This is a genomic window from Paraburkholderia phytofirmans OLGA172, assembly GCF_001634365.1.
Lineage (GTDB): Bacteria > Pseudomonadota > Gammaproteobacteria > Burkholderiales > Burkholderiaceae > Paraburkholderia.
Map to the genome: position 1 here is coordinate 530,107 of NZ_CP014578.1, position 25,920 is coordinate 556,026.

At 62.1% G+C, this 25,920-nt stretch carries 24 protein-coding genes and 1 pseudogene; 10 read left to right on the top strand and 15 right to left on the bottom strand.

All coding sequences use genetic code 11. The features are described from left to right. Window positions 1-127: 127 nt before the first annotated feature. Window positions 128-1,186, bottom strand: coding sequence for a tRNA preQ1(34) S-adenosylmethionine ribosyltransferase-isomerase QueA (queA, locus tag AYM40_RS02310; protein WP_063497800.1), 1,059 nt, complete (start codon window positions 1,184-1,186; stop codon window positions 128-130). A gap of 148 nt (window positions 1,187-1,334) precedes the next feature. Here queA and recG point away from each other — a divergent pair, with 148 nt between their 5' ends. The 6 genes from recG to AYM40_RS02330 all read left to right on the top strand — a co-directional run bounded on the left by recG (window position 1,335) and on the right by AYM40_RS02330 (window position 7,531). After that, on the top strand, window positions 1,335-3,668 hold the full coding sequence (gene recG, locus AYM40_RS02315) for an ATP-dependent DNA helicase RecG (protein WP_063494805.1): 2,334 nt from the start codon (window positions 1,335-1,337) through the stop codon (window positions 3,666-3,668). 124 nt (window positions 3,669-3,792) lie between these two features. Then, window positions 3,793-4,752, top strand: coding sequence for a hydrogen peroxide-inducible genes activator (locus AYM40_RS02320; RefSeq protein WP_063494806.1), 960 nt, complete (start codon window positions 3,793-3,795; stop codon window positions 4,750-4,752). Between the two features lie 180 nt (window positions 4,753-4,932). Next, complete coding sequence (locus tag AYM40_RS41795) at window positions 4,933-5,073, top strand: hypothetical protein (protein WP_181448398.1); 141 nt, start codon at window positions 4,933-4,935, stop codon at window positions 5,071-5,073. 70 nt (window positions 5,074-5,143) lie between these two features. Continuing rightward, window positions 5,144-6,598 (top strand): catalase, encoded by a 1,455-nt coding sequence (locus tag AYM40_RS02325; protein WP_063494807.1) that lies wholly within the window; start codon window positions 5,144-5,146, stop codon window positions 6,596-6,598. A gap of 129 nt (window positions 6,599-6,727) precedes the next feature. Continuing rightward, window positions 6,728-6,889: a hypothetical protein gene (locus AYM40_RS41800; protein WP_181448399.1), complete on the top strand. Its 162-nt coding sequence runs from the start codon at window positions 6,728-6,730 to the stop codon at window positions 6,887-6,889. Window positions 6,890-7,042: 153 nt separating this feature from the next. Then, complete coding sequence (locus AYM40_RS02330) at window positions 7,043-7,531, top strand: Dps family protein (protein ID WP_063494808.1); 489 nt, start codon at window positions 7,043-7,045, stop codon at window positions 7,529-7,531. A 173-nt stretch (window positions 7,532-7,704) separates the two neighbouring features. Here AYM40_RS02330 and AYM40_RS02335 read toward each other — a convergent pair whose 3' ends face one another. After that, a complete protein-coding gene (locus AYM40_RS02335) occupies window positions 7,705-7,944 on the bottom strand; it encodes a hypothetical protein (RefSeq protein WP_063494809.1) in 240 nt (79 codons plus the stop codon). An 88-nt stretch (window positions 7,945-8,032) separates the two neighbouring features. Further along, window positions 8,033-10,339: a DUF6531 domain-containing protein gene (locus tag AYM40_RS02340; protein ID WP_148662079.1), complete on the bottom strand. Its 2,307-nt coding sequence runs from the start codon at window positions 10,337-10,339 to the stop codon at window positions 8,033-8,035. Window positions 10,340-10,614: 275 nt separating this feature from the next. On the opposite strand from AYM40_RS02340, the gene AYM40_RS39850 reads away from it, so the two are divergent. Then, window positions 10,615-11,046, top strand: a complete 432-nt coding sequence (locus AYM40_RS39850) for a hypothetical protein (RefSeq protein WP_148662080.1) — start codon at window positions 10,615-10,617, stop codon at window positions 11,044-11,046. A 152-nt stretch (window positions 11,047-11,198) separates the two neighbouring features. Here AYM40_RS39850 and AYM40_RS43215 read toward each other — a convergent pair whose 3' ends face one another. Next, complete coding sequence (locus AYM40_RS43215) at window positions 11,199-11,327, bottom strand: hypothetical protein (protein ID WP_256390472.1); 129 nt, start codon at window positions 11,325-11,327, stop codon at window positions 11,199-11,201. On the opposite strand from AYM40_RS43215, the gene ubiA reads away from it, so the two are divergent. Beyond that, window positions 11,326-12,189 carry a 4-hydroxybenzoate octaprenyltransferase gene (gene ubiA / locus AYM40_RS02350; RefSeq protein WP_063494812.1) on the top strand — a complete coding sequence of 288 codons (864 nt, stop codon included), beginning with the start codon at window positions 11,326-11,328 and terminating at the stop codon, window positions 12,187-12,189. The genes AYM40_RS43215 and ubiA overlap by 2 nt on opposite strands. A 31-nt stretch (window positions 12,190-12,220) precedes the next feature. On the opposite strand, the gene proC is transcribed toward ubiA, so the two are convergent. The 6 genes from proC to AYM40_RS02380 form a co-directional block, all read right to left on the bottom strand. After that, on the bottom strand, window positions 12,221-13,036 hold the full coding sequence (gene proC / locus AYM40_RS02355; protein WP_063494813.1) for a pyrroline-5-carboxylate reductase: 816 nt from the start codon (window positions 13,034-13,036) through the stop codon (window positions 12,221-12,223). A gap of 53 nt (window positions 13,037-13,089) precedes the next feature. Next, window positions 13,090-13,788 carry a YggS family pyridoxal phosphate-dependent enzyme gene (locus AYM40_RS02360; protein WP_063494814.1) on the bottom strand — a complete coding sequence of 233 codons (699 nt, stop codon included), beginning with the start codon at window positions 13,786-13,788 and terminating at the stop codon, window positions 13,090-13,092. A 139-nt stretch (window positions 13,789-13,927) separates the two neighbouring features. Beyond that, window positions 13,928-15,154, bottom strand: a complete 1,227-nt coding sequence (gene glcF, locus AYM40_RS02365) for a glycolate oxidase subunit GlcF (protein WP_063494815.1) — start codon at window positions 15,152-15,154, stop codon at window positions 13,928-13,930. 8 nt (window positions 15,155-15,162) lie between these two features. Further along, complete coding sequence (gene glcE / locus AYM40_RS02370) at window positions 15,163-16,251, bottom strand: glycolate oxidase subunit GlcE (RefSeq protein WP_063494816.1); 1,089 nt, start codon at window positions 16,249-16,251, stop codon at window positions 15,163-15,165. 276 nt (window positions 16,252-16,527) lie between these two features. Next, window positions 16,528-18,021 carry an FAD-linked oxidase C-terminal domain-containing protein gene (locus AYM40_RS02375; RefSeq protein WP_063494817.1) on the bottom strand — a complete coding sequence of 498 codons (1,494 nt, stop codon included), beginning with the start codon at window positions 18,019-18,021 and terminating at the stop codon, window positions 16,528-16,530. A 99-nt stretch (window positions 18,022-18,120) separates the two neighbouring features. Then, on the bottom strand, window positions 18,121-19,536 hold the full coding sequence (locus AYM40_RS02380; protein WP_063494818.1) for an FAD-linked oxidase C-terminal domain-containing protein: 1,416 nt from the start codon (window positions 19,534-19,536) through the stop codon (window positions 18,121-18,123). A 234-nt stretch (window positions 19,537-19,770) separates the two neighbouring features. Between AYM40_RS02380 and AYM40_RS02385 the strand changes: the two genes are divergently transcribed. Both AYM40_RS02385 and AYM40_RS02390 read left to right on the top strand, forming a co-directional pair. Then, a complete protein-coding gene (locus AYM40_RS02385) occupies window positions 19,771-20,325 on the top strand; it encodes a cob(I)yrinic acid a,c-diamide adenosyltransferase (protein ID WP_063497801.1) in 555 nt (184 codons plus the stop codon). 102 nt (window positions 20,326-20,427) lie between these two features. Beyond that, window positions 20,428-21,030 (top strand): annotated as a pseudogene (locus AYM40_RS02390) (nitric oxide dioxygenase); the annotation flags it as partial. A 55-nt stretch (window positions 21,031-21,085) separates the two neighbouring features. On the opposite strand, the gene AYM40_RS02395 reads toward AYM40_RS02390, so the two are convergent. From AYM40_RS02395 to AYM40_RS02415, 5 genes are all read right to left on the bottom strand, one after another. Further along, window positions 21,086-21,418, bottom strand: coding sequence for a helix-turn-helix domain-containing protein (locus tag AYM40_RS02395; RefSeq protein WP_063494819.1), 333 nt, complete (start codon window positions 21,416-21,418; stop codon window positions 21,086-21,088). Window positions 21,419-21,421: 3 nt separating this feature from the next. Further along, the gene (locus AYM40_RS02400) at window positions 21,422-21,760 is read right to left on the bottom strand and encodes a type II toxin-antitoxin system RelE/ParE family toxin (protein ID WP_063494820.1); all 339 of its coding nucleotides are present in this window, start codon (window positions 21,758-21,760) and stop codon (window positions 21,422-21,424) included. Window positions 21,761-21,959: 199 nt separating this feature from the next. Beyond that, the gene (gene aroG / locus AYM40_RS02405) at window positions 21,960-23,033 is read right to left on the bottom strand and encodes a 3-deoxy-7-phosphoheptulonate synthase AroG (protein WP_063494821.1); all 1,074 of its coding nucleotides are present in this window, start codon (window positions 23,031-23,033) and stop codon (window positions 21,960-21,962) included. Window positions 23,034-23,436: 403 nt separating this feature from the next. Then, on the bottom strand, window positions 23,437-24,903 hold the full coding sequence (gene tldD / locus AYM40_RS02410) for a metalloprotease TldD (RefSeq protein ID WP_063494822.1): 1,467 nt from the start codon (window positions 24,901-24,903) through the stop codon (window positions 23,437-23,439). Between the two features lie 93 nt (window positions 24,904-24,996). After that, entirely contained in the window at window positions 24,997-25,875 is an 879-nt protein-coding gene (locus AYM40_RS02415) for a carbon-nitrogen hydrolase family protein (RefSeq protein ID WP_082855144.1), read from the bottom strand. Between the last annotated feature and the right edge of the window lie 45 nt (window positions 25,876-25,920).

Sequence of the window (25,920 nt, forward strand, 5' to 3'; positions counted from 1 at the left end):
GCACGCGGGTGCAAGACTGCAGCAGCGACTGCCTTTACATCAACGCGGCAAGGAGCGGCAGACTACCGCGTGCGCAGCCGGCGCGCAACGCTATCGCACGGGATATCGCTGTGCGACACGAAACGGTTCAAACGTCGCGGCGCGTCAGCAGCATGGCGTCGCCGTAGCTGAAGAAGCGGTAACGCTGTTCGATCGCGTGGCGATACGCTTCGCGAATCGTCTCGACGCCCGCGAACGCCGACACCAGCATCAGCAAGGTCGACTTCGGCAAATGGAAATTGGTCACTAGCCGGTCGACCACGCGGAATTTATAGCCCGGCGTGATGAAGATGTCGGTTTCCGTGCTGGCCGCGCCGAGCGGGCGTCCGGCCGCATCCGCATCGCGCGCGGCGGCTTCGAGCGCGCGCATCGACGTCGTGCCCACCGCGATCACGCGGTTGCCGCGCGCACGCGTCGCCGCGATCTTGTCGGCGAGCGATTGTGGCAGGTGATACCACTCGCTGTGCATCTTGTGCTCGGCGAGGTTTTCGACCCGCACCGGCTGGAAAGTACCGGCGCCGACGTGCAGCGTCAGCGTCGCGCGCTCCACCCCGCGGGCGTCGAGCCGCGCGAGCAGCGCGTCGTCGAAATGCAGGCCGGCGGTGGGCGCTGCCACCGCGCCGGGATTCTGCGCGAACACCGTCTGGTAGCGGGTTTCGTCGGTTGCGTCGGGGTCGTGCTCGATGTACGGCGGCAGCGGCAGGCGGCCGAATTGCTCGATCAGCGTCAGACAGTCGTCGGGGAAATGCAGCGTGTAGAACGGCTCGACGCGTTCGCCGACCGTCACGTCGAACGCGTCGGCGAGACGGATCGTGGTGCCCGGCTGCGGGCTCTTGCTCGCGCGGATCTGCGCGAGCGCGGTGCGTTCGCCGGTCAGGCGCTCTACCAGCACTTCGATCTTGCCGCCACTGGCCTTCTGGCCGAGGAAGCGCGCCTTCAGGACTTTGGTATCGTTGAAGACCAGCAGATCGCCGGGCACGATGCACTCGGGCAACTCGGCAAAGCGGCGGTCGATCAGGCGCGCGGCATCGGTCGCCGCGGCTGTGTTGGCCACTTCGAGCAGACGGCTGGCGCTGCGCTCGGGCAGCGCGACTTGCGCGATCAGCTCGGGTGGCAGATCGAAATCGAAATCGGAAAGCGTAAACATGCGGACGACTGGAAGCGAATTGGGACTGAATTGAGCCGAAGCCGGGGCCGGGCGGCTATGATTGCGGGACGCCGGAGCGGCCCGCGAGCCCGCGCGCTGGTTGGCGCCGACACCTTTGACAGCCGATATTGTACTTGCGAAGCAACCCATGCCTTTGTCCGAACGCCGATTGCCCTCCGCTACCGATGAAGTGAGCGCCAAGCCCAAGCGCCGCGTCGCGCGGGACAAAGCAGCGGCGCCGGACTTGAACGACCTCGGCGCGGGTGTCGCGCCGGAGCGCGACAAGGCCGCGCGTGAGGGTGAAATGGTTGACCCATTCGGTGACAAGCCTGCCGGCAAACCCGCGGGCAAAGCCACCAGGAAGCCTGCTGCCGAAGCCGGCGCCAAGCCCGCGGCTAAACCCGCCGACAAGCTCGCCAAACTCGGCCTCACGCGCGACATCGATCTGGTCCTGCATCTGCCGATGCGCTACGAAGACGAGACCTCGCTGACACCGATCGGGCATCTGCTGCCGGGCGGCATCGCGCAAACGGAAGGCGTGGTGTTCGACAACGAAATTGCCTATCGCCCGCGCCGCCAGTTGCTGGTGAAACTGCGCGACGACGCCGGCGACGAACTCGTGCTCCGCTTTCTGAATTTCTACGGCTCGCAGGTCAAGCAGATGGCGATCGGCGCGCGGCTGCGCGTGCGTGGTGACGTGCGCGGCGGTTTCTTCGGCATGGAGATGGTGCACCCGGCGGTGCGCGTGGTCGACGAAGACACGCCGCTGCCGCAGGCGTTGACGCCGGTATATCCGAGCACCGCGGGCGTGACGCAGGCGTATCTGCGCAAATCGATCGACAACGCGCTGTCGCGCACGTCGTTGCCGGAGCTGCTGCCCGGGCCGATCGCGCAAACCTATATGCAGCCGCTCGGCGTGCCGACGTTGATGGACGCAGTGCGCACGCTGCATCATCCGGGCGTGCAATCTGATGAGACCGCGTTGATCGACGGCACGCATCCCGCGTGGGTGCGTATCAAGTTCGAAGAATTGCTCGCGCAGCAGATGTCGTTGAAGCGCGCACATGAGGAGCGCCGCACGCGTGCCGCGCCGGCCATGCCGCGCCGCAAGCTGGGCGACGAATCGGCGCTAGTCGCGCGTTTGCTGAAGGCGTTGCCGTTTTCGCTGACGGCGGCGCAGGAGCGCGTGGGCGGCGAGATCGCGCTCGATCTGACGCAGCCTCATCCGATGCAGCGGCTGCTGCAAGGCGATGTCGGCAGTGGCAAGACGATCGTGGCCGCGCTGGCTGCGGCACAGGCGATCGACGCCGGCTATCAGGCCGCGCTGATGGCGCCGACCGAAATCCTCGCCGAACAGCACGCGCGCAAATTGCGCGGCTGGCTGGAACCGCTGGGCGTGAGCGTCGCGTGGCTCGCCGGCAGTCTGAAGACCAAGGAAAAGCGCGCCGCGATCGAAGCGGCGGCGCTTGGTACGGCGCAGCTCGTGATCGGTACGCACGCGATCATCCAGGACGCCGTTGAGTTTGCGCGGCTGGGCTTGGTGATCGTCGATGAGCAGCATCGCTTCGGCGTGGCGCAGCGTCTCGCCTTGCGCGCCAAGGCGCATCCCCCAGGAGGACTTCCTCCGGGGCGGAGCGCCGCCGACGGCGCGCGCGATTTCCAGCCGCATCAATTGATGATGTCGGCGACGCCGATTCCGCGCACGCTGGCGATGACCTATTACGCCGACCTCGACGTTTCGACCATTGACGAACTGCCGCCTGGCCGCACGCCGATTCTGACCAAGCTGGTCTCCGACGCGCGGCGCGAAGAGGTGATCGGCCGTGTGCGTGAGGCCGCGCTAACGGGGCGGCAGGTGTACTGGGTGTGTCCGCTGATCGAGGAAAGCGAGACCTTGCAGTTGCAGACTGCGGTGGAGACCTACGAGACGCTGGTTGCCGCGTTGCCCGAATTGAAGGTCGGTCTGGTGCACGGACGCCTCGCGCCAGCGGAGAAGGCTGCTGTAATGGATGCGTTCACGCGTAATGAGGTGCAGTTGCTGGTGGCGACGACGGTGATCGAAGTCGGTGTCGACGTGCCGAATGCGTCGCTGATGGTGATCGAACATGCCGAGCGGTTCGGTCTCGCGCAGTTGCACCAGCTGCGCGGGCGAGTGGGGCGCGGAAGCGCGGCTTCGGTGTGCGTGTTGCTGTACACCGGGCCGCTGTCGCTGACGGCGCGGGCGCGCTTGCAGACCATGCGCGAGACGACTGACGGATTCGAAATCGCCCGGCGCGACCTTGAGATTCGTGGTCCAGGGGAGTTTCTCGGCGCCCGGCAGTCGGGTGCGGCCATGTTGAGGTTTGCCGATCTCCAGAATGATCAGTGGCTCATCGAGCCGGCCAGAGAGGCCGCCGCGGCTTTGCTCGAGAAGTATCCCGAGGTGGTGATCCAGCATCTGGCCCGCTGGCTCGGGGCGCGGGAGCAATATCTGAAGGCTTGAGGATTTGCCTTTGACGACGGAGGCGCCCGTCTGCCCAGCGGGCAAAAGACCAAAAGGTTGGCGAACCGACCCTATAGGTGTATAACTAGAACCTATCGAACTCATCGCACTGATTGGTCCCCCAATGACGCTCACCGAATTGAAATACATCGTCGCGGTTGCCCGCGAGCGGCACTTCGGCCGGGCCGCCGAAGCGTGTTTCGTCAGCCAGCCGACCTTGTCGGTGGCAATCAAAAAGCTCGAAGACGAGCTCAACGTGCAGATTTTCGAGCGCGGCACGAGCGAAGTCAGTGTCACGCCGATCGGCGAGCAGATCGTCACGCAGGCCCAGCGCGTCCTCGAACAAACGCTGGCCATCAAAGAGATCGCGAAACAGGGCAAAGATCCGCTGGTCGGGCCGTTGCGCCTTGGCGTCATCTATACGATCGGGCCGTATCTGCTGCCTACGCTCGTCAAGCAGATGATCAAGCGCGTTCCGCAGATGCCGCTGATGCTGCAGGAAAATTACACGGTCAAGCTGATCGAACTGCTCAAGCAGGGCGAAATCGACGTCGCCATCATGGCGCTGCCATTCCCGGAAACGGGCCTGATGCAACGCGCGCTCTATGACGAACCGTTTGTCGTCGCACTGCCGTCCGGTCACGCGTGGGAAAACCGCACGAAGATCGATGCCGAGGATCTCAAGCAGGAAACCATGCTGCTGCTCGGCAGCGGCCACTGCTTCCGCGACCACGTGCTGGGCGTGTGCCCTGAACTGATGCGTTTCTCGCAGAACGCGGATGGCATCCAGAAGACCTTCGAAGGGTCGTCGCTGGAAACGATCCGTCATATGGTGGCGAGCGGTGTCGGCATTACCGTGCTGCCGCGCATGTCGGTGCAAGAGGTCAAGCCGCACGCCGGCGGTATCGACGCGGGCCTGCTCAGCTACGTCGCCTTCGACGAACCGGTGCCGGATCGCCGCGTCGTGCTCGCCTGGCGCAAGAGCTTCACGCGGACGCCCGCGATCGACGCCATCTGCGACGCCATCAACGCATGCGATCTGCAGGGCGTCAAAAAGCTCGATCTGCCTGTCGCCGTCAGCTAGGCGGCGCGTTTCACCCAGGCCGGCCGTCGCGCGCCCCGGTGGCCGGTCGGCCAACCGCACTTGGGTGCCGAAGGCCGCAACCCCTATTGAATAGATAAAATTAATCAAACACGATAATTCAATAGTGTTGTTATAGTTTCCTCCATGGATCGCCCGATCCCATAAGACCCGGAGGAAATCATGACGCAATCGAACTTGCAGCCAGTCCAAACCGTCGCCACTCAATCCGCCGGCGTGACAACCCGCACCTTTGCCGCCTCGGCGCTCAGCATGCGCACGGTCGCGCTGTCCTTGCTGGTCGATCGGGCCTTGTCCGCATGAGCCGTAGGCATCAGCGCGCTGTACCTCTGCCCACATTCTGTTTCCGCTAAAAGCCACTCAGGAGTCACGCATGTCCGAACGTAAGCTCACCAATGCAGCCGGCGCGCCCATTGCCGACAACCAGAATTCGATGACCGCCGGCGCGCGTGGTCCGGTCGTCCTGCAAGACGTCTGGCTGCTCGAAAAACTCGCTCACTTCGATCGCGAAGTGATTCCGGAGCGCCGCGTTCACGCCAAGGGTTCGGGCGCATTCGGCACGCTGAAGGTCACGCATGACGTCTCGCGTTTCACGAAGGCGAAAGTGTTCGCCCAGCTCGGCAAGGACACGCCGCTCTTCATGCGCTTTTCGACGGTGGCAGGCGAGCGTGGCGCAGCCGATGCGGAACGCGACGTGCGCGGCTTCTCGATCAAGTTCTATACGGAAGAAGGTAACTGGGACGTAGTCGGCAACAACACGCCGGTGTTCTTCATCCGCGATCCGCTGAAGTTCCCGGACTTCATTCATACGCAAAAGCGCGATCCTTACACCAACATGCGCAGCAATATCGCGGCATGGGATTTCTGGTCGCGTCATCCGGAGTCGCTGCATCAGGTCACCATCCTGATGAGCGATCGCGGCATTCCGCAAAACTACCGCCAGATGCACGGCTTCGGCTCGCACACGTACTCGTTCATCAACGCGGACAACGAGCGTTTCTGGGTGAAGTTCCACTTCAAGTCGATGCAAGGCATTGAGAACTTTACCGATGCCGAAGCGGCGCAAGTGGTGGCACAGAACCGTGAAAGCGCGCAACACGATCTGCTCACGAGCATTGAAGCTGGCAACTTCCCGAAATGGCGTTTTGCCATTCAGGTGATGCCGGAAGCGGAAGCCGCGAACTATCGCTTCAATCCGTTCGACATCACGAAAGTGTGGTCGCAGAAGGATTACCCCTTGATCGACGTCGGCACGATCGAGTTGAACCGCAACGCGGCGAACTACTTCGCGGACGTGGAGCAGGCAGCGTTCACGCCGGCCAACGTGGTGCCGGGTATCGGCTTCTCGCCGGACCGTCTGTTGCAAGGCCGTTTGTTCTCGTATGGCGACACGCAGCGCTACCGCCTCGGCACCAATCACCATCAGATTCCGGTGAATGCACCGCGCTGCCCGGTCCATCATTCGTTTCATCGCGACGGCGCGATGCGCACGGACGGCAACCTCGGCGGCAATGTGAACTACGAGCCGAGTCGCTTCGGTGACTTCGGGCAGGACACCAGTGCGGCGGAGCCGCCGCTCGCGGCGGGTACGGTCGATCGTTACGATCATCGCGAGGACGAGGACTACTACACGCAGCCGGGCATGTTGTTTGCGCTTTTCGATGCGGCGCAACGCCAACGTCTGTTTGGCAACATTGCACGCCATATCAACGGTGTGCCGCAAGAGATCGTCGCGCGTCAGATCGAGCATTTCCGTCGGGCCGATCCGGCCTATGCGGAAGGCGTGATCGCCGCGATGGCCGAACTCGCCGAAGCCGGCACGAAGTAAGCAATAAGTAGTAGGCAGTAAGTAGTAGGCAGTAGGCAGTAAGCAGTAGGCAGTTGAAGTGAATTGATGCAGGAGGACGGGGCGCATCGGCGCCCCGCCGGTAACGATACGAATCGAGGGAGCACGATCATGATCCAGCTGATGATGTCCACCATTGGCGGCTCGTCGGCCGTACGCGGTGCGCAACAGCAGCGAGCATTTTTGCTGCGCAAGTTAGTGGGATTCGCGATCGTCGCGAGCGGCTTGGCGGTGATCGTTGTGCAAGCCGTGCAACACGCGCTGGGCGCGTGATTGAGCGCGAGGCCGTGGTGCGGCAAGCGACCACGCGTCACACGAACGCAGCTGCTTTCTAATATAAACTGGCGGGCGTTCGAAGTGCCGGGTTTGCTATCGGCGCGCCGCCACTCTGCCGACCGGTTCGTATCACTCTTCAAGGGAGTCATCATGGCCAAGAAAGACGCCGTACAGCACGTCAATATCGGGATCAGCGACAAGGATCGGAAGAAGATTGCAGAAGGTCTGTCGCGACTGCTCGCCGACACCTACACGCTGTACCTGAAGACCCACAACTTCCACTGGAACGTGACGGGTCCGATGTTCAACACGCTGCATCTGATGTTCGAAACGCAGTACAACGAGTTGTCGCTCGCGGTCGATTCGATCGCTGAACGTATCCGCGCGCTGGGTGTACATGCGCCGGGCAGCTACAAGGAATTTGCGAAGCTGTCGTCGATTCCGGAAGCGGACGGTGTGCCGGCTGCGGAAGAAATGATCCGCCAGTTGGTGGAAGGCCAGGAAGCGGTGGTGCGTACCGCCCGCGCGATTTTCCCGTCGACGGAAGCCGCCAACGACGAGCCGACCGCCGACTTGCTGACGCAACGCATGCAAACGCATGAAAAGACTGCTTGGATGCTGCGCTCGATGCTGGCTTGAATAGCTTGAGCGTTCCGGGCGTTTAGTCTGGATTTCAGCGCAGTGCTTCGGTGTTGGCGTTGAACTGATTGCAAACAAGGCCTCCCTTTTCGGGAGGCTTTTTTTGGGTGCGCCCAGCATGGGCGCACATGAAGAAGGCGCGATTGCTCGCCCCCTTTTTGTTCAAGCCTGATTTAGTCCGTGATTCCGCTTACACGCTGCCCCTCCGGAACGAGGTCCGGGTGTTGTTTGTAGATAGGGATAAGCGCTTGCTCGAACACCATGTACATGACCTCTCCCATGGCCTGTTTGAAGATATCAAGTTCTTCGGCGGAGCAATGCGCCTGAACAAAGACAATCGCTTCGTCGAGTGATCCGTTTATCTTCAACATACGGTTGCACACTTCCAGGGCCAATGCCTTATCTTTAATCATGCATCTACTCCAAATTAATTTGTGGAACCCGAAATTCGCTGCCGGGACATTGCGTGTCCTGGTGCTACGCTGGCACTGATTGTGCGCGTTATATTCGTGGACAGTCCGAAAGCTCAGCGCAGTCGTTAACGCAGTTCCAGAACGTGACTCCGAAATCGCCGGTCGGCAATGCCGAAAATGAGCACTTTTTCCGGCAGGCTGTTCTAACTGCCCCACAATCCGAAGTGTCCTTGCATTTCACGAAGCCGGACGTTTGTGCTGCAGCGCTCGGGAAAACTTTTGCATAGAGCGCACTCCGTTGGGACAGGTTCGGAACCAACACCGGAAACGGTAACTGATTCTGTGCGGCAACCTGAATTTCCACCGGATTGTCCTCAATGGGTTCGCCCGTCTGCGCGCTGAAATAAAGGTCGCGAAGGAACAGCGACCATGCAAGACGCGCCTGAATGAACCCGCAATCCACGCACACAGCGCTTGTAACTGGCGGTGCGTCGGACGTGTTCGACCGCAACCAGCCAAGGCGGGTGGCCGGGGGACCTACGGGATCAAGACCGGCCTGATAGTTATCGAGCCATTTGTCGGTGTCGTCACTGCTGATTGCTACCGCAGCCCCACCACTGGTTGCTACCGTACCGTTGCGGGATACCACGCGACCGTCTGGTGAGTAGCCGTAATCTACGGTCAGTAGACGACGAACCCGGCCGATTTGAGCTATTGGCTGCTCATCGTATGTGAACCGGGTAACTCGCCCTCTGAGGTCGTATGCGATACGGGCCTCGCGATAGTTGCCGGTTTGCCAGGTCACACGGTGCGCCGCATCGCGACCCTGATTACCCAAGAGCCACTTCGAAACGATATTCTGCGCAGTGTTGAGATTGCCGGTTTCGTCGTAGAAGTAGAACCAATTCAAAGCCTTAACGTTGTTGATGTAAGTGATCGCCTCGGTCAACCGGTTGAACTTGTCGTATCGGGCACCAACAGTTCGCTGCTGCTGCCCGTCCCAGGTAGCATCGAAACCGGCTTCACCTGTCAGGTCATTGGTGATGCGTTCGCTATACCCCGTGACGTTGCCATTGGCGTCATAGACGAATGACATCAACTTTCCCGGCATGGCGACGGACGCAGGATGAAGACTCGTTGCGTCGGCGTACTGCACCGAAGTGACCGAGATGGCGAAAGAGGTCCGCACGGTCGCTTTCACCGGACGACCAGTTTCGTCGTAGCTGTAGACGGCATTGCGTCCCGGCGCAGTCGTCGTCAGGAGACTGCCCGATGCGTCCCACGTCATTCCGCCGAATAGGGAACCGCTGCTGCCGGTTGGGCGAACCTTGTCACCTATGGTCGAGAAGGAAAGCGTTCTTGCACCATTGCTATCCGTGACAGTGGTCGTCCCCGATCCATAGGAAAACTGTACGTTCTGTGTCGTGTCGGGATGGCTGACAGCAGTCGCTCGGCCTTGTGCGTCGTATGTCCACGTTGCGATTCGCGAGCCGGTCTCGTCAATAACGCCGGTCAGCGCGCCCTTGAAACGAGAGTCGCCGTACGCGTACTGCCGTACGTTTCCATCGGGCCAGGTGACAGAAGCGAGATTGCTGTTCGCGTCGTACTGGTACTGCGTGAAGTGGCCCGCGGGGTCGACTAGTCGCGCGATACGGCCTTTATCGTCATATTCGAGGCGGAGGGTGAGGTCATAGACTGTCCTGGTGTCGGGACCATGCTGCGTGATCGCAACAAGCCGTCCCGATCCGTCATGGCTCAACGTTCTGACAAACCCGGTCTTGGTTGCCTCCGATAGCAGAACGCCTTGCGAAGAGTACGTTTCGGTGTTTTCTGTTACCAGGTCGGTGAGCGTCCAGCCCACGCCGTTCTGCGTGAGCGTGAGACCGCTAAAGCTCTTCGTTAGCCATGTTCCGTTCGTCAAGATGAACGTTAGCGGCTCTCCGTTTGCACGATATGCGATGACGTTGCCAGAACTGCCTGCGGCCCCGATGACATTCAACTGCCGTTGCCAATTGTGAAACCACATTGGCCCGACAGCGCTCGCACTTTTCAGGAACACGGTAGATCGGTATGTGCGTGTGAACGTGACCGGCAGTTCATCGCCACTGACGAAATCGTTTTCTGTCAATGTCACAGCGCCGCTAGACGGGTACACCGGGTCCGCCACCGGGCAGGAGTCGTCAGGCAGGACAGGATCGGGTCCCTTGCAGTACCGGGCGATCATTTCCTGCGCATTTGCAGTGCAGAAATACGTACCCATGCCGGTTGATGTCCGGCTCGCAGCAATCAACGGGCAGTCTTTATTGCCGGGAATGGCACCTGCTCTCGCATACAGGGGAAAACAGATGTCGTCGCCGCTGTCGGCGTTCGCACCGAATGCCACCAGTAGCAGCATGAATGCGGCCAATAGACGGGCCAGGTTGCCTGCTGACCCGCAGGACGGTTTGTTTATTCTCACACATCTCCATTTTGTAATGTGTCGTTAGAAATGCGTAATAAGGCGACACTGCATCGGGGAGTTGGGAGCCAAAATAGGACAATTCGGAAAAAGGCCGTCGCGCGAACACATCTTCACAGACCGGCTGAAATTGACAGCTTCAAGGCAGGAGCGGCGCTAATCTGCGCGCCAACAACGCCCGCCATGCGGGGCATCCTGCGGAGGTGCAAACCATGGGAAGTACGATTTACAGCGAATGGGAACACCCGGTACACGTCATCGTTGACCGCGACAATCAACGATTCGCAAATCGAAGCAAGGGCCGTCGTCGAACTCGATGCAACTGGTCATTGAGCGCAGCGAACTCGGGATCGGCGATGACGATCAACGTGCTGCGTCTGTGGCCGGCCACGCGACAAATGCGCGGCCGGTTAGGCTCCCAGTGTTTAGGGCCTGAAATCCGCCCCACGCTTGCACACTTCGGACGGGGTGAATCCGAAACGTTCGCGCAGGCTTCCCAGCGTGTCTGCTGTCAGATATTCGGTCGTCAGCTTTCGAATCGGAATGCCGAAAGCCGTCAACAGTGGCTTTGCGAGAATCGAACGGCACTGATCCCGATCTTCCGCATTTTGAACATGCCTACGGATATTTCGATGCCCTTTTGAATCCGTGTTCACGCTCAAAACCTCAACGAAGGCCATGCATGACCATCCGCAAAGCGTTCTGATATGAATCAGGTTTTCGCCGAAATACCTATTTCCAACTATCATTTGTAACTCTCCCGATTTGCGGTACCGGATTTAGCCCCAGCTTTGGTTCAGGCCCCGGTTGCCGTTGCGACCTCGGTTTCGGCGCCCAGCATTTCAGCCTCGCCGGCCTGAAGGCTGCCTGCCGCCCACATCCCGTAAAATAGCGGCACCGCCCGCACTTCACCGAATCCGCCCATGTTCGCCCGACTTCCTCTGTATCTGCGCCTCGTGCGCATGGACAAGCCGATCGGCAGCCTGCTGCTGCTGTGGCCGACGCTCAATGCGCTGTGGATTGCGTCCGAGGGCCATCCTTCGTGGCCGCTGCTGGTGATCTTCACAGTGGGTACGGTGCTGATGCGCTCGGCAGGCTGCGCGATCAACGACTACGCGGATCGCGACTTCGATCGCTACGTGAAACGCACGGAAAACCGTCCGATCACGTCGGGCAAGATCAAGGCATGGGAGGCGGTGGCGCTGGCGGCCGGTTTGTCGCTGCTGGCGTTTCTGCTGATCCTGCCGCTGAATACGCTTACCAAGGAGTTATCGGTGGCGGCGCTGTTCGTCGCCGGTTCGTATCCGTTCACCAAGCGCTTCTTTGCGATTCCGCAGGCGTACCTTGGTATTGCGTTCGGCTTCGGCATTCCGATGGCGTTTGCCGCGATTCAGGACCACGTGCCGATGCTCGCCTGGGTCATGCTGCTGGCCAACGTGTTCTGGTCGGTTGCGTACGACACGGAATACGCGATGGTCGATCGCGACGACGACATCAAGATCGGCATCCGCACTTCGGCGCTGACCTTCGGCCGCTTCGACGTGGCGGCGATCATGCTTTGCTATGCGGTGACGCTGGGAATTTACGTCGGCATCGGCGTGATGCTCGGCTTCGGCGTGTTGTACTGGCTCGGATGGGCGGCGGCGGTGGGCTGCGCGATCTATCACTACACGCTGATCCGCAATCGCGAGCGGATGGCGTGCTTCGCGGCGTTCCGTCACAACAACTGGTTGGGCGGCGCGTTGTTTGTCGGCATTGCCGCGCATTACGCGGTGGCTTCTTTCTAATTCTTCCGCGCCGGCCAACCCCAGACCGCGCTTACAGCTTGCCGAACTCGTCGCCCATTTCTCTGGCGCGCGCATCGGCGGCGAGCACGCCACGCACGATCGCGTCCTTGATCCCGCTGGCGTCGAACGACGCCAGCGCGGCCGCCGTAGTACCGCCCTTCGACGTCACACGTTCGCGCAACAGGCTCGGCGGCTCGTCCGAGTTCGCGGCCAATTGCGCCGCGCCGGTGAAGGTTGCGACCGCCAGCGCGCGGCCTTGTGCTTCATCCATGCCGAGTCGGCGCGCGGCTTCCTGCAAAGCCTCGATGAAATAAAACACGTAAGCGGGACCGCTGCCCGAGATCGCGGTGACGGCGTCGATCTTCGCTTCGTCGTCGAACCAGACGGTCTCGCCAACCGCGCCCAGCACCTGCGACGCGAGCGCGCGGCCGGTTGCGTCGACGCTGCCGGTCGCGACGAGGCCCGTCACGCCCATGCCGATCAGCGCCGGCGTATTCGGCATCACGCGCACGATGCGCGCGTGGCGGTTGAGCCAGCGCGACATGTCATCCATGCGAATGCCCGCGACGATGCTGATTGCCAGTTGCGAGGCCTGCAGATGCGGCGCCAGCGCCTCGGCGACGCTCTTCAGGATCTGTGGTTTCACCGCCAGCACGACGGCATCGTAGGACGCGAGCGCGGCATCCGCGGCGGCGCCGGTCTTGATGCCGAATTGCTGCTCATTGCGCTTGCGCGCGTCTTCGTTGGGGTCGATTGCGTACAGGTCAGCGGGTGCGACGCCGCGCTTGATGAGACCGCCGATCAACGCAGCGGCCATGTTGCCGCCACCGATAAAAGCAATTTTCATGATGTTCCGAAAGATGTCTCGTGAGGCGTCAAGAAAGGAAAGGCGCGAAAGGGTCAGTGAGAGTAATCGCGCGCGCCGAAAATCGCGGTGCCGACGCGCACGATCGTCGCGCCTTCCCGCACGGCGGCTTCGAGGTCGCTCGACATGCCCATCGAGAGCGTATCGAGTTCGAGGCCGTCATTGCGCAGGCGTTCGAACAGCTCGCGTAATTGCCGATGCGGCACGCGCTGCTCTTCGATGCTGCCGGCCGGTTCCGGAATCGCCATCAGACCGCGCAGATTCAGTTTCGGCAGCGCGGCGATTGTCTGCGCGACTTCCACGGCCTCGGGAATGCTCACACCGCTTTTCGACGCTTCGCCGCTGATGTTGATCTGCAGGCAGACGTTCAACGGCGGCAGGTTATCCGGGCGCTGCTCCGATAGCCGCTGCGCGATCTTCAGGCGGTCGACCGAATGCACCCAGTCGAAATGCTCGGCAACCGGCCGCGTTTTGTTCGATTGCAATGGTCCGATGAAATGCCATTCGAGCGCTGCCCGCAGATCGGCCAGCGCTTCGATTTTGGTGATGGCTTCCTGCACATAGTTCTCACCGAACGCGCGTTGACCGGCGGCGTAGGCGGCGCGCACGTCTTCGGCGGGAAACGTCTTCGAGACCGCGAGCAGGGTGATCGAACGCGCATCGCGTCCAGCCACCTGGGCGGCGAGGGCGATGCGCTGCTGCACCGCTTCGAGGTTGTGAATCAGATCGGGCATGGAACGGAACTGGAAGTCCAGCGAAAAGCAATGGTCGAATTATACGGACGCCGCCGCCTCATGCCGCCGCCGGACAGGCGAAGGCGCTTGCGGTGACGTATCGCAAGCCACGTGCCGCACTTGCGGCAAATAGATCGCCTCAGGTGGACAGCATATGCTCCACCAGTTCGATCCAATGTGCGACCGGCGTGGACGTGCCGCTTTGCAGATGCGCAATGCAGCCGACGTTCGCCGACACGATCACTTGCGGCTCCTGCGCCTGCAGCCGCTCGAGCTTCTGATCGCGCAGCGCATACGAGAGCTTGGGCTGCGTCAGCGAATAAGTGCCGGCCGAGCCGCAGCAGAGATGATTGTCGGCAGGCAGGCGCACTTCCACGCCGAGCGCTGCCAGCAGATGTTCGACCTTGCCGCGCACCTGCTGACCATGCTGCAACGTGCATGGCGGATGGAACGCTACCGTATGGATCGCGCGGCGGCGCGTCACGGCGACGAGCGCCTCTTCGAACTCCGGCAGGACCTCCGCGATGTCGCGCGTCAGCTCGGTCACGCGGCGCGCCTTTTCCGCATAAGCGGGATCGTTGCGCAGCAGATGCGCGTATTCCTTCACCGTCGCACCGCAGCCGGACGCGTTCATCACGATTGCTTCCACGCCTTGTTCGATATACGGCCACCACGCGTCGATGTTGGCGCGCAGATCGTCGAGCGCTTCGTCGTTGTAGCCCAGATGCAGACGGATCGCACCACAACAGCCCGCTTCGGCGGCGATCAACGTTTCGACGCCGAGCGCGTCGAGCACCCGCGCGGTGGCGACGTTGACGTTCGGCATCATCGACGGTTGCACGCAGCCCGCGAGCATCAGCATCTTGCGCGGATGTTTCGCGGTCGGCCATTCGAGCGGACGCTGCCGCGCGGGCACCTTGTCGCGCAGTTTTTTGGGCAGCAGCGGACGGATATGCTGACCGATGCGCATGGCCGGCGTGAACAGCGCGCTGTTCGGCACGAAGCTCGCGAGCAGCCGGCGCACCATTCGCTGACTGAACGGACGCGTGACTTTTTCCTCGGTGATCTTGCGGCCGATCTCGACCAGCCTGCCGTATTGCACGCCGGATGGGCAAGTGGTCTCGCAGTTGCGGCAGGTGAGGCAGCGGTCCAGATGGACCTGGGTGCTGCGCGTGACCGCCGCGCCTTCCACCATCTGCTTGATCAGATAGATGCGTCCGCGTGGGCCGTCGAGTTCGTCGCCGAGGATCTGATAGGTCGGGCAGGTCGCCGTACAGAAACCGCAATGCACGCAATTGCGCAGGATGGCGTCGGCTTCGTCGCCATCGGGCGTATTGCGAATGAAGTCCGCGAGGTTGGTTTGCATCGCGTCGCTCAGAAGTCGGGGTAGAGACGGCCGCGATTGAAAATGCGGGCTGGGTCGAAGGCGGCTTTCAGGCCGCGATGGATTTTCATCAGCGGTGCGGGCAGCGGCGTAAACACCCCTGCGCTGCGGTCGTAGCCGGGGCCGGTCCGGAAGATGGTGGCGTGGCCGCCGGCCTGTTTGGCGCTGATACGCACGGTTTGCGCGTCGGTGTCGGTGATCCACCAGCGCTGGCTGCCGCCCCATTCCATCAGTTGCGCACCGGGTAATTGCAGCGGCTCGGTGATCGACGGCAGCGCGAGCCGCCACAGCGCGGCCTTCGGCGGGATGGCCGCAAAGAACGAGTCTGTCTGTTCACGCAGGCCGGCCCAGAAGCGCTCCGCTTCGACGGCATCGACCACTTCGCCGCCAAGCGCCGTGCGGGCGGCCTTGACCGCGGCTTCCGCGCCGGCCATCCGCACGGCCAGCGTGCCGTGACGCCATGCGCTCGCCGTAATCGGCAGCGGGCGGCCGCCCCATTCGTTGAGCTTGCGGACCGCGTCGGTGCCGTTCATGTCGAATTTGAGGGTCGCTTCGGCCTGCGGTATTGGCAGCACCTTGACTGACAACTCGAGGATCAGCCCAAGAGTGCCGAGCGAGCCTGCCATCAAACGGGAGACGTCATAACCGGCGACGTTCTTCACCACCTGGCCGCCGAAATGCAACTTCTGGCCCTGGCCGTTCATGATGACGGCGCCGAGCACGAAGTCGCGCGCCGCACCCGCGGCAGGGCGGCGTGGACCGGCAATGCCCGCCGCGATACAGCCGCCGAAGGTGGCCTGCAGCCCGAAGTGCGGCGGTTCGAAGGCGAGCATCTGATCGCGTTCGGCGAGCGCGGCCTCGATCTCCAGCAGGGGCGTGCCCGCGCGCGCCGTGATAACCAGTTCGGCCGGATCGTAAGCGATGATGCCGCGATAAGCGCGCGTGTCGAGGATCTCACCTTTCAGCGTCTGACCGTACCAGTCTTTGGTGCCGCCGCCACGGATGCGCAATGTGCGCCCTTCGGCGCTGGCTGAACGCACGCGTTCGGACCAAACGGCGACGATGTCATCCTCTTCCATGGTGCCCTGCTTAGTTGTGTTTCGATCGATTGTACCGGGCGGCGGCTGGCTGGCAAGCCGGAGCGGACCCGCATCGGGTAATCAGGGTGGGGGGTGGAAAGCGCCGCGGGCGCGCGATATGTGGGACGCGTAGGCGGGAGGAATCGTGCCGGAAGGCGGGTCAGGAAGCGGCCTGGTGGTGTGTGGGCGCCCCTCTATGTGGACAAGTGGCGCCGCGCGGCGGCCGCGCCCGGTGACGCTGATGCCCGCCTTGGGCCGGCAGCGTCACCAGGCGCCTTAAAACCGCGGCAGGTCCGGATGCGGCAGCAAGCCGCCGCGCACGTGCATCTTGCCGTACTCGGCGCAGCGGGCGCGGGTGGGAATGCCCTTGTCGGGATTGAGCAAGCCGGGCGCGTCAAAGGCGCGTTTGACCGCGTGGAATGCATCGCGCTCTTCGGGCGAAAACTGCACACACATCGAATTGATTTTCTCGATACCCACGCCGTGCTCGCCGGTCACCGTGCCGCCCAGTTCGACGCACGTTTCGAGAATGTCACAACCGAACGCCTCAGCCCGATGCCACTCGTCCTGATCGTTGCCGTTGAACAGGATCAGCGGATGCATGTTGCCGTCGCCGGCATGGAATACGTTGATGCAGCGCAGGCCGTATTTCTTCTCCATCACTTCGATGCGCGCCAGCAGCGGCCCGATACTGCGGCGCGGCACGGTGCCGTCCATGCAGTAGTAGTCGGGCGAAATACGGCCAGCCGCCGGAAACGCGTTCTTGCGCCCGGACCAGAACCGCAGCCGCTCATTTTCCGAGCGTGAAATCTGGATGCGGGTGGCGCCTTGTTCACGCAGCACCGCAGTCATGCGCACGATTTCGTCGGCCACTTCTTCCGGCGTGCCGTCCGATTCGCACAGCAGGATTGCCGCCGCGTCGAGGTCGTAGCCCGCGTTGACGAACTCTTCGACGGCGCGCGTAGCCGGTTTGTCCATCATCTCCAAACCAGCCGGAATGATGCCCGCTGCAATGATGCTGGCGACCGCGTCGCCGCCTTTCACGACATCGTCGAAGCTGGCCATGATGACCTGCGCCGTTTGCGGTTTCGGGATCAGCTTGACGGTGACTTCGGTGACGATTGCGAACATGCCTTCGCTGCCGATCAGCACCGCGAGCAGATCGAGCCCTGGCGCGTCGGGCGCGAGCGAACCGAATTCGACGATTTCGCCTTCCATCGTCACAGCGCGCACACGCAGCACGTTGTGCACGGTGAGGCCGTATTTGAGGCAGTGCACGCCGCCCGAATTCTCGGAGACGTTGCCGCCGATCGTGCAGGCGATCTGCGACGACGGATCGGGCGCGTAGTAAAGGCCGTAGGGCGCGGCGGCGTCGGAAATCGACAGATTGCGCACACCCGGTTGCACCGTGGCGGTTCGGGCATACGGGTCGACTTCGACGATCTTCCTGAAGCGCGCGAGCGACACCACCACGCCGTGACGAATCGGCATCGCTCCGCCGGATAGACCGGTGCCCGCGCCGCGCGGCACGATCGGCACGTCGAGCCGGTGACAGATTTGCACGATGCGCTGGACCTGCGATTCCGTCTCCGGCAATGCGACCGCGAGCGGCAGACGCCGATAAGCGGCGAGGCCGTCGCAATCGTAGGCGACGGTGTCTTCTTCGCGATACAACAGACAGTGGGTCGGCAGCACGGCCATCAGCGCCTGCACGACTTCGCGCTGGCGCTGGGCGAGAACTTCGGCCGTCAGTTCGACGGGTGCGTTCATATGACTTGTCTCCTGGTGTCCTTCACCCTGCGTGTCCGGTCTGGCCTGGTTGTGCGGCAGCAGGCGTTGCCGCTGCCGCAACCGGGTGTCAACGACGCCTCAAGCTACCCAGGAAAAGATTTTGCCCGGGTTCATCAGATTACGCGGGTCGAGCGCGTGCTTGATGGAGCGCATCGTATCGACGGCGACTTCACCGTGTTCTTCGAGCATGAAGTTCATCTTGTGCAGACCGACACCATGCTCGCCCGTGCAAGTGCCGTCCATGCGCAGCGCGCGCTGCACGATGCGCTGGTTCAGGCGCTCAGCTTCGACGAGCTCTTCCGGCTTGTTCGGATCGATCAGGATCGCGACGTGGAAGTTGCCGTCGCCGACATGGCCGACGATCGGGCAGGGCAGTGGCGACGCGTTCAGATCCTGCTCGGTTTCCACCACGCATTCCGCGAGGCGCGAGATCGGCACGCAGACATCGGTCGTGACGGCGCGGCAACCGGGCTTCAGTTGCAGCATCGCGAAATAGGCGTTGTGGCGCGCGTTCCACAGGCGGCTGCGGTCTTCCGGGCGGGTCGCCCATTCAAAACCTTCGCCGGCATTCTGCGCGGCGATCTCCTGCACCAGTTCGGCTTGCTCTTTCACGCCGGCTTCGGTGCCGTGGAATTCGAAGAAGAGCGTGGGCGCCTCACGCAACGTGAGATTCGAATGGCGATTGATCGAGCGGATCGCGAGCGAGTCGACGAACTCGACGCGTGCAATCGGCACGCCCATCTGAATCGTTTCGATGACCGCGCGCACCGCATCGCCCATCGACGGGAACGTGCAGACGGCCGCCGAGACCGCCTCCGGTTGCGGATACAGCCGAACGGTGATTTCGGTAATCACGCCGAGCGTGCCTTCCGAGCCGACAAACAGACGTGTGAGGTCGTAACCCGCCGACGACTTGCGCGCGCGCGTGCCGGTTTTGATCACGCGGCCGTCGGCGAGAACCACCGTCAGCCCGAGTACGTTTTCGCGCATCGTGCCGTAGCGCACGGCATTCGTGCCTGAGGCGCGCGTAGCCGACATGCCGCCGATGCTTGCGTCCGCACCCGGGTCGATCGGGAAAAACAGGCCGGTGTCGCGCAGCGCTTCGTTCAGCTGCTTGCGCGAGATGCCGGGCTCCACGGTGACGGTGAGGTCCTCGGCATTGATCGACAACACGCGGTTCATTTCCGACAGATCGATCGACACGCCACCTTGCACCGCCAGCAGATGCCCTTCGAGCGACGAACCGTTACCGTAGGGAATGATCGGCACGTTGTATTGGCCGCACAGCTTGACGGCGGTTTGCACGTCTTCCGTATTGTGCGCAAATACGACGGCGTCGGGCAGTTGGGGATCGAACGGTGATTCGTCGCGGCCATGGTGGGCGCGCACGGCTTCTGCCGTGGACACGCGTTCGCCGAAGACGGTTTCGAGGGCGGTCAGCAACTCGGCGGGAAACGGCCGGCGCAGCGGGGCCGGCGGCACGGGATGATTCACGCATATCTCCTGATATCGGGGCGGAGTTGTTCTACAGCTTGTGCTTCATTTTACGCCGATCGTCCACGCCGGCGTCGGGGGCGGTTGCCGCACCTATAATGGCGGCGATCTCGCGATGCGCGCAATATGGATAAACGCGGTGGCTAACCTGGTGGCTCATTTGCCGGATTCGCGGGATGGATCCGCCGGCCCTGCGCTGACGCATCGTCACTGAATGAATGCATGGGAGACATCATGGGCAACCGCTTGAGCAAGATCGCCACCCGTACGGGCGACGACGGCACCACCGGTCTCGGTGACGGCCGCCGCGTGCGCAAAGACAGCGTGCGCATTGCCGCAATCGGCGACGTCGATGAACTCAACTCGAATCTCGGCGTGCTGCTGTGCGAAACGCTGCCCGACAACGTGCGGGCGGCGCTGGTCGCGATTCAGCACGACCTGTTCGATCTCGGCGGTGAGCTTTGCATTCCCGGTCACACGATGATTACCGACAAGCAGCTCGGCCAACTCGACGATTGGCTGGCCGACTACAACGCGACCCTGCCGCCGTTGAAGGAATTCATTCTGCCCGGCGGTTCGCGTGCGGCTGCGCTTGCGCACGTGTGCCGTACGGTGTGCCGGCGCGCCGAACGGTCGATCGTCGCCCTGGGTGAAGGCGAGGCGATCAATGAGGCGCCGCGGCAGTATGTGAACCGGCTGTCCGACCTGCTGTTCGTGCTCGCGCGCGTGCTCAATCGCGCGGACGGCGGCTGCGACGTGTTATGGCAGCACGATCGTAGCGCTGGCTAACACCGCGTTTTAGTCCCTTTAAGTCCTGTGACAATCTGTCCGGGTGAGAATTTCCTCTTAAAAAGGTATGATAAATGCATCTTTAAGGAGAAGTAGTTATGACCGCGCTCACCGAGCTTGTCGGATGCGCCGAACGGTAACTGGCTGCGTATTTCGGTGAAACGCGAGGCCGGCCGCGAAGAAACGGCGCCCGGCCACGTATCGAATCTTCTGCACGACGGTGTGGAAGTGGGCGCGGTGGTACATGTCAGCGCGCCGATGGGCGATTTCACGCTGGACCGCAAGAAAACGACGCCCGTGGTGCTGATGAGCGGCGGTGTAGGTGTAACCCCAATGACCTCAATGCTGTCCACGTTGCTCGCCGACCAGAGTGAGCGCAGCGTGACTTTCGCGCATGCCTGCCGCAATGGCCGCGTGCATGCGTTCCGGCAGTGGCTTAACGATAAGGTGGCAGCGCATCCGAACGTTACGCGCGCGGTGTTCTACGAAGCCGTTGACGCGTGCGATCGTGCCGGCATCGGCTACGATTTCGAAGGTCGCCTCAACATCGCGAAAATCGCCGGCAAGGTGATCGTTCCCGATGCGGATTACTACATCTGCGGGCCGGTGCCTTTCATGCGCGCGCAATGCGAGGCGTTGGCCTCGCTCGGTGTGGATGCGGCACGGATTCACACCGAAGTGTTTGGTTCAGGCGTAGTGCAGTGAAGCGGGGGCGCATGGCAAGCCGGGTGTGAAAGCACGCGGGAGTCTGCCGTGCGCCTTACCCAACCGCCAGGGTGACCGGCTTGCCGATCCGGCTCATCATTTCGACCAGGGTATCAATGGTGAACTTGGTGGTCTTCTTGTTGACCACGTCTGACACGCGCGGCCGCGACACCATCAGAATCTCCGCCGCCTCGGCCTGCTTCAGATGATGCTGTTCGATCCAGCTGGACAGTTCGGTCATCAACTGCTCCTTGAGCAGCCGCGTGTCGTTGATCTGTTTTTGCGAAGCGGCGTGCAAGCGCTTCGCTTCTTCGGCGGAGAAGCCGAGTTCGAGAAACAGGTTTGCACCGGGTTTTGTTACGTGACGGATTTTCGTGTCGATCGTCATTTGTTAAGTTTTCCTATCATTGATGATGGCGCGGTACCGCATCTCGGCAATCTTTCTATCCTGCGGCGCCAACTTCTGCGTTTTCTTCTGAAAGCAATGCAGAACGTACAGCGCTTCCACAAACTTGGTGACATACATCACGCGGTAAATGCCGTCAGCCTCTCTGATGCGAATTTCGCGTGTTCCAGCGCCGATCGAATCAAACGGCTTCCAGTCGTCGGGGTCAAGTCCTGCCTGAATCTTGCCAAGCTGAAATCCGGCCCGGCGACGTGGCTCTTCGGGAAAAGCGAGTAAATCGTGATAGCTGGAGCCCATCCAGCGAATTTCTTTTTCATGCCCCATAGCCGCCTTTGATGTACAAAATATTATACGCAACACCCAACCAGGTCAAGTCGTATCCGACCTGGCAAACGAGTTGTTACGGTACAGAGGCGGCGCATGGCGCACCATTCGTCCATTCGGCTAACAAAAAACCCGGCTGCATGAGCCGGGTTTTCGTTGAGCAAACTACAGCCATCGCGCTGAGGCGCGTAGCGATTTTTTAATTGCCGCTGCCGCGCGCCACACGTCGTTGCTTGACCGCTTCGGCGAGACCTTCCAGCACAGCGATGCTGTCATCCCAGCCGATGCACGCATCGGTGATGCTCTGGCCGTATGTCAGCGCGCAGCCTTCCTGCAGATCCTGGCGGCCCGCGATCAGATGCGATTCCACCATCACGCCGACAATCCGTTCGTCACCCGAAGCAATCTGGCGGCCGATGTCCGCGCACACCGGAATCTGGTTCTCGTGCTTCTTCGAACTGTTGGCGTGGCTCGCGTCGATCATCAGGCGCGCCGCGAGACCCGCACGGCCGATATCGGCGCATGCCGCATTGACGCTGTCCGCATCGTAGTTCGGCGTCTTGCCGCCGCGCAGGATGATGTGGCAGTCCTCATTGCCGGCGGTCGAGACGATCGCCGAGTGGCCGCCCTTGGTGACGGACAGGAAATGGTGCGGTTGCGACGCGGCCTTGATGGCGTCGACGGCGATCTTGACGTTGCCGTCCGTGCCGTTCTTGAAGCCGACCGGGCAGGACAGTCCGGAAGCCAGTTCGCGGTGCACTTGCGATTCGGTCGTGCGTGCGCCGATCGCGCCCCACGAGATCAGATCGGCGATGTATTGCGGGCTGATCATGTCGAGGTATTCGGTGCCGGCCGGCAGGCCGAGCTCGTTGATACGCAGCAGCAGTTCGCGGGCGGTGCGCAGGCCGTCGTTGATCTTGAAGCTGTTGTCCATGTGCGGGTCGTTGATGAGGCCTTTCCAGCCCACCGTCGTACGCGGCTTTTCGAAGTACACCCGCATCACGATTTCGAGTTCGCCGGCGAAGCGCTTGCGCTGTTCGACGAGACGCCCGGCGTATTCCATCGCCGCCTTCGTATCGTGAATCGAGCACGGTCCGATGATGACGATCAGACGGTCTTCCATGCCGTGCAGGATGCGATGCATCGCGTTGCGCGAGTTGTAGATCACATCGGACACCGTTTCGTCGCAAGCGAATTCGCGGATCAGGTGAGCGGGCGGCGTGAGTTCTTTCAATTCGCGGATGCGGACATCGTCGGTGTTGTGCGGGGGCATGCTGGTTCTCCTGAATCGGGTCGTAGCGTGTTCGCGCGGGCAATGAAGGCTGCGATCAGACGGCGATCAGGCAGCGATGCCACGGCGAACAACAATCAAAAAGATTTCAACGGCAAAAGTTTCAAAGGCGTGAGGCGAAAAAAAACCGCCAGGCTAGCTGGCGGTTTTCGTGAATTCTGGGTGTCTTGCGTGCACTAACACCCCTCTCGATCCGCCAGCGGTCTGAGATGCCAAAAAAAGTAAAAGTAAAACTTGGCGGACATGGCGAAATAGGTCGCTGGTCAAAAAGGGTGAGTGACTTTATAACCCGTGCAAGCTTGGCTGGCAAGCCGCAGGGCGCAAAAATGCGGTAAATCCGCATACTTCGAGCATTATGTGCACGAAGTATGCGTCTACATCAAAATCAGGCTGTGCCGCCGACCGTCATCTTGTCGATACGCAGCGTCGGCTGACCGACGCCCACCGGCACGCTCTGGCCTTCCTTGCCGCACACGCCGACGCCCGAATCGAGCTTCATGTCGTTGCCGATCATGCTGACGTATTTGAGCGATTCCGGGCCGCTGCCGATCAGCGTCGCGCCCTTGACCGGGTAGGTAACCTTGCCGTTTTCGATCATGTACGCCTCGGAGGCCGAGAACACGAACTTGCCGTTCGTGATGTCGACCTGGCCGCCGCCAAAGTTCACCGCGTACAAACCGTTCTTCACGGACGCGATGATCTCCTGCGGGTCCTTGTCGCCGTTGAGCATGTACGTATTGGTCATGCGCGGCATTGGCAGCGCGGCATACGATTCGCGGCGCGCGTTACCCGTGACCGGCATTTTCATCAGGCGCGCGTTCAGCGTGTCCTGGATGTAGCCTTTCAGGATGCCGTCTTCGATCAGCGTCGTGCACTGGGTCGGATTGCCCTCGTCGTCGATATTCAGCGAGCCGCGGCGGTTCGGCAGCGTGCCGTCGTCCACCACCGTCACGCCCTTCGCCGCAACCCGCTCGCCGATCCGGCCCGCGAACGCCGACGATCCCTTGCGGTTGAAGTCGCCTTCGAGGCCGTGGCCGATCGCTTCGTGCAGCAGCACGCCGGGCCAGCCCGGTCCGAGGACCACGGTCATCGCGCCGGCCGGGGCCGGACGGGCGTCGAGGTTCACCAGCGCCGCATGCACGGCGTCGTCGACGTAACGCGACAGCACTTCATCAGTGAAATAGCCGTAGTCGAAGCGGCCGCCGCCGCCGCCGCTGCCGATTTCGCGGCGGCCATTCTGCTCGGCGATCACCGTGACCGACACGCGCACGAGCGGACGGATATCGGCCGCAAAGCCGCCGTCGCTGCGCGCGACCAGCACCACGTCGTATTCACCGGCGAGGCCTGCCATCACTTGCTGAATGCGCGGGTCGCGGCCGCGCGCCATCTGTTCGATGCGCTCGAGCAGCTTGACCTTGGCGGTTGCGTCGAGCGAATGCAGCGGATCGGACGGCAGGTACAGATCGCGCCCGGCGATGCCGGTCAGCGACGAGGCCACCTTGATCTTCTGCTTGCCGCCGCCTGCCTTGGCGATTGCCCGCGTGGCGATGGCCGCCTGGCGGATCGCTTCGGGCGACAGGTCGTCCGAATACGCGAAAGCCGTGCGGTCGCCCGACACGGCGCGCACGCCGACGCCCTGATCGATGCTGAAGCTGCCCGACTTCACGATGCCTTCTTCGAGGCTCCACGCTTCGCTGCGCGTGGCCTGGAAATACAGGTCGGCGTAGTCGATCTTGTGCGTGAAGATTTCGGCGAGCGTGCGGGTGAGCAGGGATTCGTCGAGACCGTAGGGCGTCAGGAGGATGTCCTTGGCGGTGGCGAGATTACGGATACCGGGTTCGATGATGTTCATGCGAAGTATGTTCTGCTCGATACGAAGGATTCGGTTAGCGCCTGCGTCACTATATGAGTGACAGGCGCCGCACTTTCAATGTCAGGGAACGCATCAGCAACTCAGTACGCGGTGACGCCAGGCGGGCAGGCTCTGCCGCACTTCGTCGATGCGCGCACGCTCGAGATTGCCGGCCACCACGCCGGCGCCTTCGTCGCGCACCGCGACGATTTCGCCCCACGGGTCGATCAGCATGCTGTGACCCCATGTCCGGCGGCCGTTTTCATGTTTGCCGCCTTGCGCGGCAGCCAGTACGTAACACTGGTTTTCGACCGCCCGGGCGCGTAGCAGCATCTCCCAATGCGCGCGGCCGGTGGTGTAAGTGAACGCCGACGGCACCACGATCAGCGCGCAGTCGCCCATGCGCCGGTACAGCTCCGGAAAGCGCAGATCGTAGCAGACCGACAGGCCGACCCGGCCGAACGGCGCCTCGAAGGTGCGGACTTCGCCCCCGGGGCAGATGGTGCGCGCCTCGTCGAACGAATCTTCGCCCTTTTCGAAGTTGAACAGATGGATCTTGTCGTAGCGCGCGGCCTCGTTGCCTTGCGGGTCGAACACCAGCGTGGTGTTCAGCACGCGGGCCGGTTCCTGCGACATCAACGGCAAGGTACCGCCGATCACCCACACCTTGTGGCGGCGCGCGGCATCGGCGAGAAAGCGCTGGATCGGGCCGTCCTGGTAGGGCTCGCGCACGGCGAGCTTGTCCGTGTCCTTGAAGCCCATGAAACAGAAGTACTCAGGCAGCTGGACGAGTTGCGCGCCGTCGGCGGCGGCTTCGGCGATCAGGCGTTCCGCTTCGGCCAGATTGCGTTCGCGATCCGGCGTGCTCACCATTTGCAGCGCGGCCACGCGGAAGGCGCTGTCGGAAGACCCGCTGGACGTCGCAATGGGCGAGGCGGTGGACGAAGATGGAGAGACGTGTGTTTCGCTCATGAGCGTTTCGAAAAACTCCCGGCAAGGCGGCGGCGCGAACCGCTG

Coding starts and splice junctions, on each gene's coding strand:
- queA (WP_063497800.1), bottom strand. CDS start 1,186: ATGTTTACGCTTTCCGATTTCGATTTCGATCTGCCACCCGAGCTGATC.
- recG (WP_063494805.1), top strand. CDS start 1,335: ATGCCTTTGTCCGAACGCCGATTGCCCTCCGCTACCGATGAAGTGAGC.
- AYM40_RS02320 (WP_063494806.1), top strand. CDS start 3,793: ATGACGCTCACCGAATTGAAATACATCGTCGCGGTTGCCCGCGAGCGG.
- AYM40_RS41795 (WP_181448398.1), top strand. CDS start 4,933: ATGACGCAATCGAACTTGCAGCCAGTCCAAACCGTCGCCACTCAATCC.
- AYM40_RS02325 (WP_063494807.1), top strand. CDS start 5,144: ATGTCCGAACGTAAGCTCACCAATGCAGCCGGCGCGCCCATTGCCGAC.
- AYM40_RS41800 (WP_181448399.1), top strand. CDS start 6,728: ATGATCCAGCTGATGATGTCCACCATTGGCGGCTCGTCGGCCGTACGC.
- AYM40_RS02330 (WP_063494808.1), top strand. CDS start 7,043: ATGGCCAAGAAAGACGCCGTACAGCACGTCAATATCGGGATCAGCGAC.
- AYM40_RS02335 (WP_063494809.1), bottom strand. CDS start 7,944: ATGATTAAAGATAAGGCATTGGCCCTGGAAGTGTGCAACCGTATGTTG.
- AYM40_RS02340 (WP_148662079.1), bottom strand. CDS start 10,339: ATGCTGCTACTGGTGGCATTCGGTGCGAACGCCGACAGCGGCGACGAC.
- AYM40_RS39850 (WP_148662080.1), top strand. CDS start 10,615: ATGGGAAGTACGATTTACAGCGAATGGGAACACCCGGTACACGTCATC.
- ubiA (WP_063494812.1), top strand. CDS start 11,326: ATGTTCGCCCGACTTCCTCTGTATCTGCGCCTCGTGCGCATGGACAAG.
- AYM40_RS43215 (WP_256390472.1), bottom strand. CDS start 11,327: ATGGGCGGATTCGGTGAAGTGCGGGCGGTGCCGCTATTTTACGGGATG.
- proC (WP_063494813.1), bottom strand. CDS start 13,036: ATGAAAATTGCTTTTATCGGTGGCGGCAACATGGCCGCTGCGTTGATC.
- AYM40_RS02360 (WP_063494814.1), bottom strand. CDS start 13,788: ATGCCCGATCTGATTCACAACCTCGAAGCGGTGCAGCAGCGCATCGCC.
- glcF (WP_063494815.1), bottom strand. CDS start 15,154: ATGCAAACCAACCTCGCGGACTTCATTCGCAATACGCCCGATGGCGAC.
- glcE (WP_063494816.1), bottom strand. CDS start 16,251: ATGGAAGAGGATGACATCGTCGCCGTTTGGTCCGAACGCGTGCGTTCA.
- AYM40_RS02375 (WP_063494817.1), bottom strand. CDS start 18,021: ATGAACGCACCCGTCGAACTGACGGCCGAAGTTCTCGCCCAGCGCCAG.
- AYM40_RS02385 (WP_063497801.1), top strand. CDS start 19,771: ATGGGCAACCGCTTGAGCAAGATCGCCACCCGTACGGGCGACGACGGC.
- AYM40_RS02395 (WP_063494819.1), bottom strand. CDS start 21,418: ATGACGATCGACACGAAAATCCGTCACGTAACAAAACCCGGTGCAAAC.
- AYM40_RS02400 (WP_063494820.1), bottom strand. CDS start 21,760: ATGGGGCATGAAAAAGAAATTCGCTGGATGGGCTCCAGCTATCACGAT.
- aroG (WP_063494821.1), bottom strand. CDS start 23,033: ATGCCCCCGCACAACACCGACGATGTCCGCATCCGCGAATTGAAAGAA.
- tldD (WP_063494822.1), bottom strand. CDS start 24,903: ATGAACATCATCGAACCCGGTATCCGTAATCTCGCCACCGCCAAGGAC.
- AYM40_RS02415 (WP_082855144.1), bottom strand. CDS start 25,875: ATGAGCGAAACACACGTCTCTCCATCTTCGTCCACCGCCTCGCCCATT.